At 42.2% G+C, this 15,752-nt stretch carries 14 protein-coding genes; 10 read left to right on the forward strand and 4 right to left on the reverse strand.

Annotation, left to right across the window (positions count from 1 at the left end; translation table 11 throughout):
* Nucleotides 1-14: 14 nt before the first annotated feature.
* Nucleotides 15-1,448, reverse strand: coding sequence for an S-layer homology domain-containing protein (locus EO126_RS01100; protein ID WP_006555582.1), 1,434 nt, complete (start codon nt 1,446-1,448; stop codon nt 15-17).
* Nucleotides 1,449-1,884: 436 nt separating this feature from the next.
* On the opposite strand from EO126_RS01100, the gene EO126_RS01105 reads away from it, so the two are divergent.
* The 4 genes from EO126_RS01105 (at nt 1,885) to EO126_RS01120 (ending at nt 6,527) form a co-directional block, all read left to right on the forward strand.
* Entirely contained in the window at nt 1,885-2,622 is a 738-nt protein-coding gene (locus tag EO126_RS01105; protein WP_006555583.1) for a (Fe-S)-binding protein, read from the forward strand.
* Between the two features lie 19 nt (nt 2,623-2,641).
* Nucleotides 2,642-4,081 (forward strand): LutB/LldF family L-lactate oxidation iron-sulfur protein, encoded by a 1,440-nt coding sequence (locus tag EO126_RS01110; protein ID WP_006555584.1) that lies wholly within the window; start codon nt 2,642-2,644, stop codon nt 4,079-4,081.
* 12 nt (nt 4,082-4,093) lie between these two features.
* Nucleotides 4,094-4,804 carry a LutC/YkgG family protein gene (locus tag EO126_RS01115; RefSeq protein ID WP_006555585.1) on the forward strand — a complete coding sequence of 237 codons (711 nt, stop codon included), beginning with the start codon at nt 4,094-4,096 and terminating at the stop codon, nt 4,802-4,804.
* 301 nt (nt 4,805-5,105) lie between these two features.
* A complete protein-coding gene (locus EO126_RS01120; protein ID WP_006555586.1) occupies nt 5,106-6,527 on the forward strand; it encodes a cation:dicarboxylate symporter family transporter in 1,422 nt (473 codons plus the stop codon).
* 144 nt (nt 6,528-6,671) lie between these two features.
* Here EO126_RS01120 and EO126_RS01125 read toward each other — a convergent pair whose 3' ends face one another.
* Nucleotides 6,672-7,577 carry an arginase family protein gene (locus EO126_RS01125; protein WP_127007066.1) on the reverse strand — a complete coding sequence of 302 codons (906 nt, stop codon included), beginning with the start codon at nt 7,575-7,577 and terminating at the stop codon, nt 6,672-6,674.
* Between the two features lie 88 nt (nt 7,578-7,665).
* Here EO126_RS01125 and EO126_RS01130 point away from each other — a divergent pair, with 88 nt between their 5' ends.
* From EO126_RS01130 to EO126_RS01140, 3 genes are all read left to right on the forward strand, one after another.
* Nucleotides 7,666-8,343 carry a Crp/Fnr family transcriptional regulator gene (locus tag EO126_RS01130; protein WP_127007068.1) on the forward strand — a complete coding sequence of 226 codons (678 nt, stop codon included), beginning with the start codon at nt 7,666-7,668 and terminating at the stop codon, nt 8,341-8,343.
* Nucleotides 8,344-8,507: 164 nt separating this feature from the next.
* Nucleotides 8,508-9,158, forward strand: coding sequence for a hypothetical protein (locus tag EO126_RS01135; protein WP_127007069.1), 651 nt, complete (start codon nt 8,508-8,510; stop codon nt 9,156-9,158).
* Nucleotides 9,159-9,170: 12 nt separating this feature from the next.
* Nucleotides 9,171-9,827, forward strand: coding sequence for a hypothetical protein (locus tag EO126_RS01140; RefSeq protein WP_127007071.1), 657 nt, complete (start codon nt 9,171-9,173; stop codon nt 9,825-9,827).
* A 190-nt stretch (nt 9,828-10,017) separates the two neighbouring features.
* Here EO126_RS01140 and EO126_RS01145 read toward each other — a convergent pair whose 3' ends face one another.
* Together EO126_RS01145 and EO126_RS01150 are read right to left on the reverse strand one after the other, a co-directional pair.
* The gene (locus EO126_RS01145) at nt 10,018-10,785 is read right to left on the reverse strand and encodes an ABC transporter permease (protein ID WP_127007073.1); all 768 of its coding nucleotides are present in this window, start codon (nt 10,783-10,785) and stop codon (nt 10,018-10,020) included.
* A 27-nt stretch (nt 10,786-10,812) separates the two neighbouring features.
* Nucleotides 10,813-11,442: an ABC transporter ATP-binding protein gene (locus EO126_RS01150; protein WP_006555592.1), complete on the reverse strand. Its 630-nt coding sequence runs from the start codon at nt 11,440-11,442 to the stop codon at nt 10,813-10,815.
* Nucleotides 11,443-12,061: 619 nt separating this feature from the next.
* On the opposite strand from EO126_RS01150, the gene EO126_RS01155 reads away from it, so the two are divergent.
* The 3 genes from EO126_RS01155 to EO126_RS01165 all read left to right on the forward strand — a co-directional run bounded on the left by EO126_RS01155 (nt 12,062) and on the right by EO126_RS01165 (nt 15,646).
* Complete coding sequence (locus EO126_RS01155) at nt 12,062-12,877, forward strand: nitroreductase family protein (RefSeq protein ID WP_127007075.1); 816 nt, start codon at nt 12,062-12,064, stop codon at nt 12,875-12,877.
* Nucleotides 12,878-12,881: 4 nt separating this feature from the next.
* Nucleotides 12,882-14,096, forward strand: a complete 1,215-nt coding sequence (gene ilvA, locus EO126_RS01160) for a threonine ammonia-lyase (RefSeq protein WP_127007077.1) — start codon at nt 12,882-12,884, stop codon at nt 14,094-14,096.
* An 89-nt stretch (nt 14,097-14,185) separates the two neighbouring features.
* Complete coding sequence (locus EO126_RS01165; RefSeq protein WP_006555595.1) at nt 14,186-15,646, forward strand: amino acid permease; 1,461 nt, start codon at nt 14,186-14,188, stop codon at nt 15,644-15,646.
* Nucleotides 15,647-15,752 lie beyond the last annotated feature (106 nt).

The raw sequence follows: 15,752 nt of genomic DNA on the forward strand, positions 1-15,752 counted from the left end.
GAAGACTCCTTCGATTAATTTTTAGAAGTATCCGTTGTTGCATTGGCATTGTCCGTTGTTACCAAGAATACATGAACTTTGTTGCCAAATGCATTGCGGATGGAATCATTCATATAATCGAAGCCTTTGTCGATGCGGACAATCAGCTGATTATGAGCTACGCTCGGATAAGCACCCAAGATAGTGCCGGCCGGTTGTTTTTGAGCATAGAACGTACGGAAGTTGTTTTCAATACGATCGTATTCGGCCTGGCTGTACTGCGTTGTTTCCAAATGGATGCGGTTGTTCAGGGCTTCATCAGCGGCTTTATTTTTAGCGTCTTTGGCTAAAATATCTTCAAATTTAGCAAGGTCGTCATCGCTCTTGAAGGCTACATGCAATACATCATTTTGCCAGTACATGACACCGTAGTTCTGGAAGTTCCCCGGAGTTTTATAAAGTGTGTTTAATTTTTTGAAAACTTTGTTTTCAAGGTCAGATTGGGCTTCCCAATCGCGGGTCTGTTTAGCGGTTACATTGCCGGTTGTAGTGTTTTGACCTTTGGAATCAGGAAGAGCGGCACTGCTGTCGGAAGTGGCTGTGCTTGATTTTGTGTCAGTGTTTTTGCTGTCGGCCGCAGGACTCACCATCATGCCTTTTTCAATACGGAATAACATGGCTACCGCTTCGGCACGGGTAATATCTTCGGTCGGACGGAAGAAGTTGCTGTCCCCGCCGGAAGCGATGATGCCGCGGCTGGCTAAGGTAGTTACGGACGATTTATATTCGCTGTCAATTTTGCTTTCGTCAGGGAAGCTTACTTGATCCGGAGCTACCACTACATTCGGTTTGTATTCTTTAGCTTTGGTTTTGCTCTTAATGGAGGCTACGGTAAGTTCGTCTTTATAAGCTAAATATTCAGCGGCTGTTTGGGCGAATTCTTCACGAGTCAAGGTTTCCTGATTTTTGAACGGAGCCAATAATTCTTCACCGGTTACATCTTTAACCACCGTGATTTTGGCGTTTTTCTTGTTTTGCGAAGATTTGGCGTCTTTGGCTGCCTGCTGTGCTTTGTCATGGGCAATCAGTTTATCATAAAGGGCAGCAGCATCAGCTGTTTTTAAAGCATCGTCCGGTTTGAATTCACCTTGACCGTTACCGGATAAAATGCCGTCTTCAAGCATAACGTTAATTGGTACGGCGGCCCAGTGATTTTTTACATCCTGGAAGCCTTTGGCTTCTTCTGCGGCAGCGGCTTTAGCGGCTTTTTCATTCATAGATTCAACTAATTGCGCTTTTTCTTTGTCGGCGGCGGTTAATTCTTTGGTCTGTACCGTATCGGCAGCGGTGGCTGTGGTTGTTACCGCAGTTGTTGCCGTGCTGTCTGCGTCAGCGGCCAGACCGGTGTACGTAGTTGTTGTTAAAAGCGTAGCTACTAAAACGGCTAAGCGTAAAGAACGTGATGTCATAAATGAAACCCCTTTCTATTTCAGGTTATTAAAAATTTGAGAAAAACATCTTGATAATGTACATACTTTATTATTGAGTTTACGAATAATAAAAATAATACCCTTAATACTTTGATTATATCACGAATAAGAGGAGCTTTAAAGGGATAAAGAAGCGGTTTGAAGCGAACAACAGTTACTATTCAAATAATTACGTTCTCTGTACAAATATTTTGCTAAATCCTATTTCAAGCATTCTTAAAACGCATATGAGATAGGGCTTTTGCCAATATCGCAATTCTTTGGACAAGGCATTTTTTATTCTATATAATATTAGTGATGATTTCCGTGCGATTATACAGTGTAGACCGTTTAATCTTGAAAAGAATGGGAAGTATGCGCAAGTGTGGGTAATCAAGTAAGTGTAAGTACGTAGGAAAGTTGAGGATGTGAGGAAATGAAAATTCATTTATTTTCACAATGTTTGATTGACATGTTTTATCCCCACGTGGGGATGGCCGGCGTACAGGTATTAGAACGATTAGGCTGCGATATTACCGTGCCTAAGAAACAGGTATGCTGCGGACAGATGTTTGCGAACTCCGGTTATAACGACGCGGCTAAAGGCGCAATCAAGAATACGATTGAAGTCTTTGAAAACGCTGAGTACATCGTGAGCATGTCCGGTTCTTGTGCCTTTGCCATTCGTGACGAATATCGTCATATTTTGGCAGATGAGCCCGAATGGATGGCTCGTGCCGCCAAAGTCAGTGAACGCATCTATGAATTCACCGATTTTATCGTGAATGTATTGGGCGTAACTGATGTAGGAGCTACATTTAACGACAAAGTTACGTACCACAAATCTTGTCACGTAACGCGTTTAATGGGTATCAAAGAACCACCTATGAAATTATTGGAAAATGTTAAAGGTCTCGAATATTTACCAATGAATCGTGCGGAAGGTTGCTGTGGTTTCGGCGGTACGTTTACTGTTAAAATGCCTGAAATCTCCGCTGTTATGACTCGCGAAAAAGCAATGAATATTTACAATTCCGGTGCTAATGTAGTAGCCGGCGGTGACCAAGCTTGTCTCATGAATATTGAAGGTATGCTTGATCGTCTTTATAAAGACGGCGAAATCGATCGTCGTATCAAGGTAATGCACATTGCGGAATTATTGAATTCACGCTAGTCGTTAGGAGGAACTGAACATGGCTATTTTATACGATGAACGTCCGTTTAAAAAACGTGTTGAGGATGTTCTTGCCAATGACTTTAAGGTAAAGGCCATCCAAAAAGCGCAAGATGTATTCTATGCAAAACGTAAAGCATTGGTTGATCAAGTGCCTGAATGGGAAGAATTCCGTGATGAAGCGGCTGAACTTCGCGATCATGTATTGAGCAACTTGGATTATTATTTGAATCAATTTGCTGAAAACGCCGAAAAAGCCGGTGCTAAAGTGCACTTTGCCCGTGACGCTAAAGAAGCAAATGAATATGTAATGGAAGTAGTTCGTGCCAAAAACGCCAAAATGGTCGTAAAAGGCAAAACTATGGTGTCCGAAGAAATCAGCCTTAACGAAGTATTGATGAATAACGGCGTAGAAGTTAACGAAACTGACTTGGCCGAATTCATTTTGCAGACAGCTGACTGGAACCCGCCATCTCATATCGTAGTACCTGCCTTGCACTTTGCTCGTGAACGTATTCGTGACACGTTCCACGAAAAACTCGGTTATGAAGGTACGGAAGATCCGGAAGAAATGACTCGTTTCGTACGTAAACGTATTCGTGATCGTTTCTTGCGCGCCGATATCGGTTTTACCGGTTGTAACTTCGGTGTAGCCGAAACCGGTACTATTACTATCGTATCCAATGAAGGTAACGGTCGTATGAGTAGCTCCATGCCTAAGACTATGATTTGTCTCATGGGTATGGAACGTCTTGTACCTGACTTTGCCGGTCTTGATATTATGATGGAACTCTTGATTCGCTCCTCCGTAGGTGCCAAGATTTCCAACTACTACTCCATGATTACAGGTCCTGCTAAACCTGGTGAAGCAGACGGTCCTGAAGAACTTCATATCGTTATTATCGACAATGGTCGTTCCAATATTTTAGGCGGCGAATTCAACTCCATGCTTCGTTGTATCCGTTGCGGTGCTTGTATGAATATCTGTCCGGTATATCGTCAGATCACCGGCCATGCATACGGCTCCATCTATCCGGGTCCAATGGGTGCGGTATTGACTCCATTGTTGGTTGGTTATGAAAAAGCGGGCGACTTACCTTACGCATCCACATTATGCGGTGAATGTTGGGAACATTGTCCGGTTAAGATTCCACTCCACGAATTACTTTTGAAACATCGCGTTAACATTGCCGACAAAGCTCATCTTCGTCCGGCAGCTGAAGAAGCTATTTTCAAAACCGTGGCTACTGTATTCAGTAATTCCTTCCTCTTTGACTATGGTACTAAGTTAGGTGCCATCGGCATGAAACTTATGAGTAAGAACGGTAACTTAGCCGATTGGACTAAATTATTGCCGGTAGTTGGCGGCTGGATGAAAGCGAAAGACATGGGTACGATGAAACTCAAGAAATTCCGCGATGTATATGCTGAATATGAAGCTACTAAAAAACGTAAGTAAGGAGACAAGACAATGGATGAAGTAAAACGTAAAGCATTTTTTAGCCGTGTTTCTCATGCGTTGGGGCGTAAAGAGATTCCTACTTTCGTAGCACCATATCCTTATGAAAAAGGACCTCAAGAGAATATGTACTCCGACCTTTCCCATGAACAAGTTGTAGAAATGTTCAAAGTGGAATGTGAAAAAGTAGGTACTAAATTTGTAACTACTGATGAAGCGCATGTAGTCGAAACAATCATTAATGAAATTGAATCTCGTGGCGGCGGTAAAGTAATTTATCCGTGCTGTGAAGAAGCTCAGAAATTCCAGTTGAGAGAAGAATTTGCTAAGGTTGATAAACCGGATATTACATTCTATCAATGGAATCCGTCAGCCGGTCGTGAAGCCAATATCGATCAGGCTAAAGTAGCTGAAATCGGTATTACCTTCCCAATCATGGGGATTGCCGAAACAGCAACTGTTATCCAATCTAGCTTTGAAGCCAGCGGCCGTTCTATCGGTTTGTTGCCACTTTGTCACATTGCGGTTATCCGCACAGCTGACATTGTGCCTCGTATGACACAGTCCATGCGAGCTCTCACTAAAGTGTATAAAGAAAATCCTGCAGGATTCCCATCTAATGTGGTTCATATTTCTGGTCCTTCCAACACAGCCGATATCGAATTGGTTCGTGTAGTAGGGGTTCATGGTCCTATCAATGTAACGTTTATTCTCGTTGACTAGGTAAGGAAATGTCCGACGCCGTAAGCACAACTTGTGCACTATGTCGTCGGACTTTTTTATAAGGGCATATTCGTCAAAATCTTTTACAAAATAGGGAGTTCAGTGAATATGCTGATAAGGGAATATGGGTGAATGAGCTTTGGCCCTTTTATAGTGCGAAAGTCAATCACCTGTAACCCTACAAATTCAGATATCGAAATATTTTTAAAAAATAATTATATTAAAACAGTAGGAATTTAAAAAATGTTGTGATATAATACCAACGTCACATTCACAATTGAATAAGTAAGGAGGGAAAAAAGTGGATATTCCATTTTTCCAAGAGTTTTTAATGGTTAGCAATCCGATTACTATCGGTATTCTAATCTTGTTTGTAGCGATGCTTGCGTTCGTTTACTACTTGCAACGCCGTCAAACAGCCTTTGGTAACCTTGTTATCATCGGTACCTTATTGGGTGCTGTTTTAGGCTTCGTAGTGCAGTTTATTGCACAGTTCCCGGACGACCCTATGAAAGTTGTGTACATTAAGGAAAGTACTAAATGGTTCTCCTTGATCGGTGGCGGGTTTATCGATTTAATCCGTATGCTCGTTATTCCATTGGTATTTATTTCCATTATTCATGTTATTTTGCACATGGAACGCGGTGCTGATTTGAAAAAATTAGTCAGCTCTACTGCTTTCGTAGCCTTGGTAATGGTAGCAATTGCTGCTGTGGTAGGCCTTGTGCTTGGTTCCGTAACTCACTTGGGTGAAGGTATTGCCGCCGGCGGTGCCCCTGCCAAGATGCGTGAAGTAAAACCTGTGGTTGATACCTTGCGTGCCTTGATTCCGAATAACCCGATTAGCGCTATGGCGGAAACTAACGTTATCGCCGTTGTAGTATTCGGTGTTATCTTGGGTGGTATTGCCCGTTTGATTAAACAAACCGGTACCGACAACCTTGAATTGGTTACTAAATTGTTTGATGAACTTCACCTCATTATTTCTTGGGTGGCAGATTTCATCATCGGCCTTATGCCTTACGGCGTATTGGGCTTGTTGGCAACAACGTTGGCTCAAAAAGGCTTCCAGGCTATTGCCGACATGGGTCTTTTCATCGTATTGATCTACGTAGGCGTAGTGATTATGTTAATTGTACAGGCTGTACTTTTAACAATCTTCGGCGTAAGCCCAATCATGTATTTCCGTAAAGCAAGAGCTCCGTTGTTCTTGGCTTTCACATCCCGCTCCAGTATGGGCGTGTTACCGTTAACGGTAGATACCTTGACTAAACGTTTAGGTGTTAACGCAGCGACTGCCAACACTGTAGGTAGCTTCGGTACTACCGCCGGTATGCAGGGTTGTGCGGGTGTATTCCCGGCTTTATGTATCGTATACATTGCGAATGTTGCCGGTGTACCACTTGATATGACTATGTACATCATGAGTGTTATCGTAATTGCCTTGGGTTCCATCGGTATTGCCGGTGTGCCGGGTACAGCTACTATGGCTGCTTCCGTATCCTTGTCAGGTACCGGTCTTGGTGCGTTCTTCAGCTCCATTTCCCCTGTATTGGCAATCGACCCAATTATCGATATGGGTCGTACGATGCTTAACGTAAGCGGTTCTATGACAAATGCGATTGTGGTAGATAAACTTATGGGCACCTTCGATCAGGAAGCATTTAACGATACTTCCACTATTGATCGTCCGGTAAGCAATAAAACGGAAACTGTTCAGTAATTGTAACTTCAGTTTATAAAACAAAAAGCTATAAGATACTAAAATAAAAACCTCGGCAGAGAAATCTGTCGAGGTTTTTTATGTAAATCAGAGGCTTAAGTTGTTTGGCAAAATATTGACGCTTTGGTTGCAAGACTCATAATTTTATTTAAAAATGTCCAGTTTACTTAATCCGTTGCGGAGATTAATAATATCCCACGGCAGGTACTCGGCAATAGATAGGCCTACGATTTCAGCCATGTCGTCGACTGCTTGAAGAATTTGAACTATGTTTGCCAAGTTCATTTCACCAACAGCGTATTCTACCGGGCCTTGATGTGGCTTATTGCAGAGAAGGCTCCGGAAATCAGCCGAACTGAGAACATCTAAATCCAAATGTACCATTACATGCTCAATGTTGTTATCTTTGAGCCATTGAGTAACAGGCTGAGCGGATGTTAAATCCTGTGGTGTTAAATACGAAAGCGAATGCTCAGTAATGAAACTTTTTTCATGTGGTAAAAGGCCGGATTCAATCAAACCTACATAAAGAACTTGGTTTGGTTTAAATGGCGCTTTCACGGTTTTGGCAAAGCTAGGGGCACCGTGACCCAATAAATTACCTAACACCATGGCATGTTCGTGGTCAAAGTCCTTTGGGGTCATGATGTCGGGATGAGCATCAATCCAAAGGATGGCCGCATTGTCCGGATACTGCTCATGTAAATAATCAAAAGGAACCTGTGAAATGGAGCAATCCCCACCGATAGTAATGATTCTGCGAGGTTGCTTGGTTTTTAAAATTTCACGAGCGGCCGCTTGCTGAGTTAAAAGGATATCTTCAGCGAAAATTGCTTTATTTGTTTGTGCTTCATAAGCTTTGGCCGTGGTTAATTCATCAGCCATCGGCACATGGACTTTCTCCATCGATGGAGACGTAGGGAGCAGTGCATCCAGTACGCGAGCTCCAATTTGATAGTCCGGATTGGCTCCGCCCTGCCATTGCGGATACACGAGTTGCAGCGTTTTGCCGGGAGTTGTAGTTTTAGTTGGATTAGTTTGTGCGTTCATGGTGTGAAAGACCTCCTTGAAAAATGCTATAATAACAGTAATAGTAGCTGTCGTGATGTTTGGTTTTGCGTCTCTTTGAGGTAAGAATATGTTAATACCACGTTATATTTTTACGAATGACTTTGTCGACTTGAGGACCTTATTTGAGGCTCAGTCGCATAAAGAAATAAAATTGAAGCCCGGTGAATACTTATGGCAACCGGACGAATTTGTTCAGTCTATTAACTATATAGATGGGGGCTTGGCCAAAACCTATTTGGTCCATGAAACGGGGCGCCGTAAGATTATTTCCTATCATGGCATGGGCACAATTTTCCCCGGTTTTCACGAGCTGGACTTTAAAATTGAACAAACACTGGTGACCGAGGCTATTACCCCTATGAAGGTGTGGCGGTTTTCACGGGAGGAATTTGGCCGATTGCTCGAAGAATACCCGAAGCTTAATCGGTATCTGTTAAATTCGTATGCCCGCTATATTAATTTGCTTCTTTTTGAAACAGCCCATCAGGAATATAATTCGGGATTTGTTAAGGTATGTAATGCCATCCTGTTGATTCATAACGCGCAGACCGAAGTTGGTGAAAATGCACTCTTTTTGTCACAGGAAGAATTGTCCGAGTTAGTGGGCATGAGTCGTGTCAATTTGACGCGCCATATCGGTCGCTTGAGAGAAGAAGGTGTTATCGATACAGCTCGGAAACAAATAAGAATTCGTAAGCTCGATACCTTGATGCGGTACTGTTCCGGTGAAACAATGCCAATGTGAATGAAAACCGCCTATATCCAAATATATTATATGAAAAACACAAATGGGAATTCTGCTACAAAGGATACAGAATAACTGATATAATGAGAGTAAGTTTTATAAATGCACAATTGTGCATTTATGGGAAATAAATTTTATCTATTAATCAGTAAGGAGTGGAGCGTATGAAGCGGTTAGTGTTTTTATGTTTTGCCCTGCTCATGCTCGTGTTGGCAGGCTGTGCACAGGTAACTTCGGAGATTGAGGTGAAATCGGATTTCAGTGGGGAATGGAAGGCAACGATTCAATTACCGGTACCTATCAGTAAAGGAGATTTGCTAAGTGCAGTCACAAAGAACTCGAACGGGCAGATGCCTATCGACATAAACAAAGTGGAGCTTGAACCTATAGGTCCTGATGGTAAAGAGTTAAAAGGCGATAGTGCGACTATACAGGCTCAGACTTGGAAATTAGAAGCTAAATTTGCCAATAAAGACGAATTGGCCCGGATGAGCGCGGCAGTATTCGGACGCACTTCTGATGCCAAAATAAACGTTATTTATCCGTACGGTGACGATCCTGATGTGTATACTTTTAATTTAGGCAAAGCATCCGGAGCTACTACGATTGAAGTAGATGGCAAAATCATCAAGGAAAGTATCGGTAAGGGTATATTGAAAGATGATGATACGGTTATTTACGCGGCCGGGGATCCGATTTACTTCCAATTTAAGAAGGGTGGCAATATGGGCCTCTTTATTGGTGGCGCACTTGTTCTTGTTATTTTGGCAGGGGTTGGTTATGTGTTCTATCGTCGCCGTCAAACCACGGTATAGGGAGGTCTTGCTATGAAAACGAAACGATTGGTAACCTATATGCTGATGGCGTTAGCGGTAGCTCTTATGTTTGTGCTCACCGGTTGTGGCGGTTTGGGTAGTTCACAAGACTTCTCGGGCACCTGGGGCTATTTGCAAACACCACAAGGGGATAAGGTAAACTATGAGTATAACAGTGATACGATTTATGTAGTCACCATTGAGAAAAAGACGGAACATACATATACAATAGACAGTAAAGATTATCAGTATAAGCATGAAAAGGGCGAATTCTTAAATCAAGCCAGTTATGTACCACGAAATCCGTATTGGAGTTTCTATCTCTCAGGTTATCCTACAGGCCCTGATATTAATGGAGTATTACCTAATATCGTAATTACATTTAAATTAACTGATGTGACACCTAAAACTGAAGCCTTATCTATGACGGAACGTGATGACGTATTATACGTAGATAAAAATGGTCTTGAATATACCTATGATAGTAAAAATGATACACTAGTAAGTGGAAATATTGTGTTACATCGTGTAAAAGATGGTGATATTTCCTCGTTAAAAGAAGAAGCACAAAAACATATAAAAGATTTCTATCAAAAAGAATATGTCGAGACAAATAAGTGGAACATTACACAATATAATTTTAGAGATGATGCTCTAACGGCAAAATAAGAAGTATTGCTCGTATGCACTCAGAGTTCGGCGCATTCCCCCAGCAACTCAGCCATGACTAATGTACTGAGGGAACGGCGTAACGCAAAAAAAGAAGAAGGGTATTGCTCGTAGACGACTTTGTTCGTAAGAACCCGGAGTCCGAGAGCAATACCCTCTTTTTTTACTTATGATATCCCGAAGTATTTAGTTATAACTGATTGCGTTCATTCCATAAAGTGCGTGCCCCAAAGTAGAGCAAGCAGAACGACGATAAACAAACGGTGGTACAGTTGGCTACCATGATGGTAATCTGATACAGCACCGCTTCATTTGGCATGGCGCCGGCTAAGATCTGACCGGTCATCATGCCGGGAAGGGCGATAATACCCATGCCGACCATCGAGTTCATGGTCGGTAAGAAGGCCGTTTCTAAAGATTGCACAACAAAAGGATGGATTATCTTGGCAGGTGGTGTGCCGATATTTAAGAGTACCTCAATTTGTTGTTTGTGCGAGTCCAGATTCTCCTTGAACGACTTCAAGGCCAAAGTGGCACCATTCATAGTAGCACTGACGAGCATACCGCTGATTGGGATAACATATTGCGGCGTCAAAATATCTTTACGGATAACAACGAGTAACATAAAGCTCGTGATGCTCACACAGGTGCCGATAACAGATAAAGCCGTAATACACTTAAATTTGCTGTTAAGCCACGGATTCTTATGAATCGTACGATAGACCGCAAAGCCGACCATGAGTGTCAGATAAGTTAAGACGAAGATCGGTGACGGGTTTTGAAAAATATAGAGCAGTACATAACCGGCGATGATTAATTGCACCGTCATTTGCAAAGTGCCCAGCAAGAGAAATTTTGTTTGCGGGATTTTACAATAGGTAAAAATTCCGGCGATTACCAGGAGCAATAAATAGATGGATAAGAAACCGCCCAGTTGCATGGAAATAGATTCTGTCATAATAAAAGAACTCCAATCTTTTGGATACTATACCTCGTGAAGACTTTTAAGCTCAATTAAAGCATCGCTGAACTGTGGGTACAGCGAGTCATCATGGGAGATGACGAGGGCTGTTTTGCCATGTTCCGTCATATATTGTTTCATACGCGTGAAGAAGATGACAGCCGTCGGTGTATCAAGGGCGGCGCTGGGTTCATCCCACATATACACTTCTGCATCGAGTGACAGCATGATAGCGTTAAAAACACGTTGCCGTTCACCGCCGGACAGGCGTTCTACGGATTGTGAGGGTTCAAACGGTGCGGCTGCAATATAGAGAAACTGTTTCATAGCCTCTTCGTCGGGTGGAGTTGTTTCCCGATAGCTGTGATATTTTTTGAAATTATCGGCAATGGTGCCGTCAAACAGATAGACTTGCTGATTAACCAGCAAAATTTTGCGACGCAGTTCCAAAGTATCCATCGTAGCAATATCTACATTATCGTAATAAATCGTTCCTTGTGAAGGGTTTATGGTTGCATTAAAAAGACGAAACAGCGTACTTTTGCCGGAACCGCTGGCACCTTGTACAAAGGTCATTTCGCCTTTAGGTATTGTTATATCGGGGTAGTGAATCATATCGTTGAAGACTAAGTCTTTAGTAGTAATTAAGTCCATAGAAATACTCCTTTCCTCTATATTTTAATTGATTTCGCGGAATATAAATAGTTAAAAATTCTTAAATTTATCATCAGATGGTGAGAGTTGAGAATACATTTCATGTTGTTGCAGGGGCGATGAATAAAAGGATAGATTTTAGTATAATTAGTTATGAAAAAGAACGAAAATCGAAAAAGAGATAAATAAGAAATACTTTTATTTTAGAAAACCGATTTTGAATTATGGAGTTTATTAGATGAGTTAACCCTTTTATTTTTCCCTGATTCGTGCTATGGTTATGTTTTAAGATTAGCGTTTACAAAGTGTAATTAATACGATGAAATTCGATATGATTAGACTTTTATTAAGTTGATTACTATTTGAAATTAATTTTATTCGATTTAGTAGCAGCTATTCTTAATTAATATAGTTAAAGCTGATTTTAATCAAATTGGCGGGTTCTATAATTATTCAATTTAACAGAGACTATATTTATTCAACTATCCTAAAAAACGCATATATGAGATAACTTTAAATTATAAATACTTTTGTGCGATAGGAATGTACGTTTAGAATGTACAGATTTGATATTTAGGAGTATAATTTAGTCGTGATATTACGAATGGAGGGCTTTATAATGAGCTTTTCGGTGCTTACAGATGTATGTGTCAAGTGTAACATGTGTGTGGCAGAGTGCCCTACAGGATTATTGGTTATGAAAGAGAACGGTCCGGCCGCAGGGTTTGGCAGCTGTATTTCTTGTGGACATTGCGTAGCAGTTTGTCCTACAGGTGCGATTGATTATACAGTAACGCCTCGTGCCGAACAAATTCCTGTTGGTGATTACCATATGCCTGATCCTGAAACGGTAGAAAAATTTTTACGGTATCGTCGATCCATTCGTACATTCCGCGATACACCGGTTCCCAAAGAGTTGATTACGAGATTGTTGAATGTGGCTCGTATGGCTCCGACAGGTTCCAATAGTCAAGGCGTTTCGTATCGGGTAATCCAAAAGAAGGAAACGCTCACGGCTATTAGTGACGCTGTCATGGACTGGATGATCGGATTGGGGAAAGAAAATAGTCGTATGCGAATTTATGCGCATAACGCAAAGCGTTATAACAGGACAGGGCGTGATTTTATCTTGCATAAAGCCCCTGCATTGGTATTGGCGATAAGCAAGGATGAATTGGTTGAACGCGGCCGCGATAACGGCCATTTCGCTCTTACTTATGCGGAATTGATGGCACCTTCCTTAGGCCTGGGAAGTTGCTGGTCCGGCTTTGTAGAATTTTGTGCACAAGTAGGTTATGAACCACTGTTACAGTTACTTAATTTACCGGACGGGTATAGGGTTGCCGGTGCAATTATGGTGGGATATCCTAAGTTTAAGTACCACTATATGCTTGAGAGAGAATCACTGAGAGTTTTCTTTGATGAGGAGGATTAAACGCATGGCATTAGTAACACTGGAAATGATTAGGGAAGCGGAAGAACATCTGAAAGGGGTAGCACAACGAACTTCGATGATGCATTCTACCTCTTTGAGTGAACAATGCGGCTGTGAAGTCCATTTGAAAATGGAGAATTTTCAGCGCACCGGTTCTTTCAAATTACGCGGTGCATATAATAAGGTAGCGTCTTTGACACCGGAAGAACGAGCTCGCGGGATTGTAGCTTCGTCGGCCGGCAATCATGCGCAAGGCGTAGCTTTGGCGGCTAAAGAATACGGTTGTAAAGCAACGATTTGCATGCCGACCAATGCACCGATTGCAAAAATCGACGCCACTAAAAGTTATGGTGCTGACGTTGTGTTAGCAGGCGACTTTTATGCGGATTGTTATGAAAAAGCCTGCCAATTACAGAAAGAAAAGGGATTTACCTTCTGTCATCCATTTGATGATCCGTTGGTTATTGCCGGTCAAGGTACGATTGGGCTTGAAATTCTTGAAAAATTACCGGAAACGGATGTTATCGTTGTGCCAATTGGCGGGGGCGGTTTAATCTCCGGCATTGCCGTAGCGGCTAAAGAATTGAAACCAAGTATTCGTATCGTTGGCGTGCAGACACAGAATATGCCGTCCATGAAAGAATCGGTGGCTCACGGTGAAATCACCACCGTACCGGCTTTAAAAAGCTTGGCCGATGGGATTACCGTAGGTACACCGGGTACATTGACTTTTGATATCGTGTCGAAATACGTAGATGAAATTGTTACCGTCAGTGAAGCGGAAATTGCGGAAGCTATTTTGTTCCTTTTGGAACGTGTCAAAACGGCTGCTGAAGGTGCCGGCGCTTGTCCGGTAGCAGCTTTGATGAATCATAAGATTCAAGGCGTTGAAGGCAAAAACGTAGTGGCTTTGGTCAGCGGCGGTAATATCGACGTGAACATGATCGACCGTATCATTAATAACGGTCTTGTAAAAACATGGCGCCGTGCTTATTTTGATGTTGTGGTACAGGATAAACCGCATGTATTGTCTAAGATTACGAGCATAATCTCTGACAGTAATGCTAATATTTTGAGTATTTATCACGATCGCAGTCAGCGTGATATTGAAGTCGGTTATGTACATGTAGCCTTAGAAATTGAAACTATGAACGAAAAACATGTTAACAGCTTATTGGCTACCTTGTCGGTCAACGGATTCCCGGCTATTTTGCGATAGGTCAGAGAATCCTCAGGTAAAGGTGAGTGTTTTAGGGAGATGACACATATAGAGGAGACAGATTAGAAACATAGAGTAGGAGTAAAAATATGGAATCGGGAAAAAACTTAGAGCGTAATTTAAAACCTCGTCATGTGGAAATGATCGCCCTGGGCGGTACGATTGGGGTAGGCTTATTTATGGGTTCAGCCAGCACGATACAGACAGCCGGTCCGGCCGTATTATTGTGTTATGCTTTATCCGGCGTTGTAATGTTTTTGATTATGCGTATTATGGGTGAAATGTTGTATTTAGAACCGGTACCGGGTTCATTTGCGGCCTATGGGTATCGTTATATTTCCCCATATATCGGTTATATAACTGCTTGGTGCTACTGGTTTATGTGGATATCGGTAGGGCTTGCCGAAGTAACGGCGGTAGGGATTTACATGAGTTATTGGTTCCCTGAACTGCCCCACTGGGTATCGGCTTTTGTAGCTATGGCAATTATTGTAGCGGCCAATCTTGCTTCCGTTAAATACTATGGTGAGTTTGAATTCTGGTTTGCTTTAATTAAAGTGGGGACCATCGTATTCATGCTCGTTATCGGTGCGATGATGATTTTATTCGGCTTCGGCAATGACGGCGTACCTATCGGGTTCTCCAATTTGTGGGAACACGGCGGTTTTGCACCGCACGGTTTTGGTGGTATGTTGGCAGCCATGTGCGTGGTAGCGGCAGCCTTCCAAGGGGTTGAATTGGTAGGTATTACAGCCGGTGAAGCTCAAAATCCGCGTCATACCTTAGTTAAAGCGGTAAAAGGCATTGTTTGGCGCATCTTGATTTTCTATGTTGGTGCTATTTTTATTATTCTTTGTATTTATCCATGGAATGAATTGGGTTTTGTAGGTAGCCCGTTTGTTACTACATTCTCTCGCGTAGGGATTGCCAGTGCAGCCGGTATTATCAACTTCGTTGTTTTAACAGCTGCTTTATCCGGTTGTAACAGCGGTATCTATAGCTGCGGTCGTATGTTATATACCTTGGCTAAAAATGGTCAGGCTCCTAAGATTTTTGCAAAATTATCTAAATCGGGTGTACCGCGTAACGGCATTTATGTATCCATGCTTTCCTTAGTATTCGGGGTTGTGTTGAATTATTTAATTCCTGACTCCAAATTGTTCTTATATATTTATAGTGCCAGCGTTTTCCCTGCTATGGTATCCTGGTTTGTATTGGCCGGGGCACAGCGTAAATTCAGAGAACGTTGGGGCAAAGAAATCATGGATCAGCACCCGTTCAAATCGCCGTTGTATCCATATTCCAACTATTTTTGCTTAGGCTTCTTGGCACTTGTTACCATCGGCATGATTTGGAATGAAGATACACGTATATCCTTAGTGGTAGGTTGGTTATTCATCGCCATCGTTACGGCCTTCTACTACGGCCTTGGCATGAATAAACGTCCGGTTGTTCACGAAGAATTTGTTCATGAAGACGGTCTTGGTGCAGGCGGCCCTGCCGGCGAAGAACGTGTAATGGAAGAAGGTTCCGTAACGGCTATTAAATAGTTCTGTAGAATCAACGACTTAAATAGGTATATGGGCACTTACTTATATGGGTGGCAGCGTCAGTTGCAGTAAGCAGGTCATATAAATTATCAGAAGTATAATCAAA

It is taken from the genome of Veillonella seminalis, assembly GCF_003992065.1.
Classification (GTDB): Bacteria; Bacillota; Negativicutes; order Veillonellales; family Veillonellaceae; genus Veillonella_A; species Veillonella_A seminalis.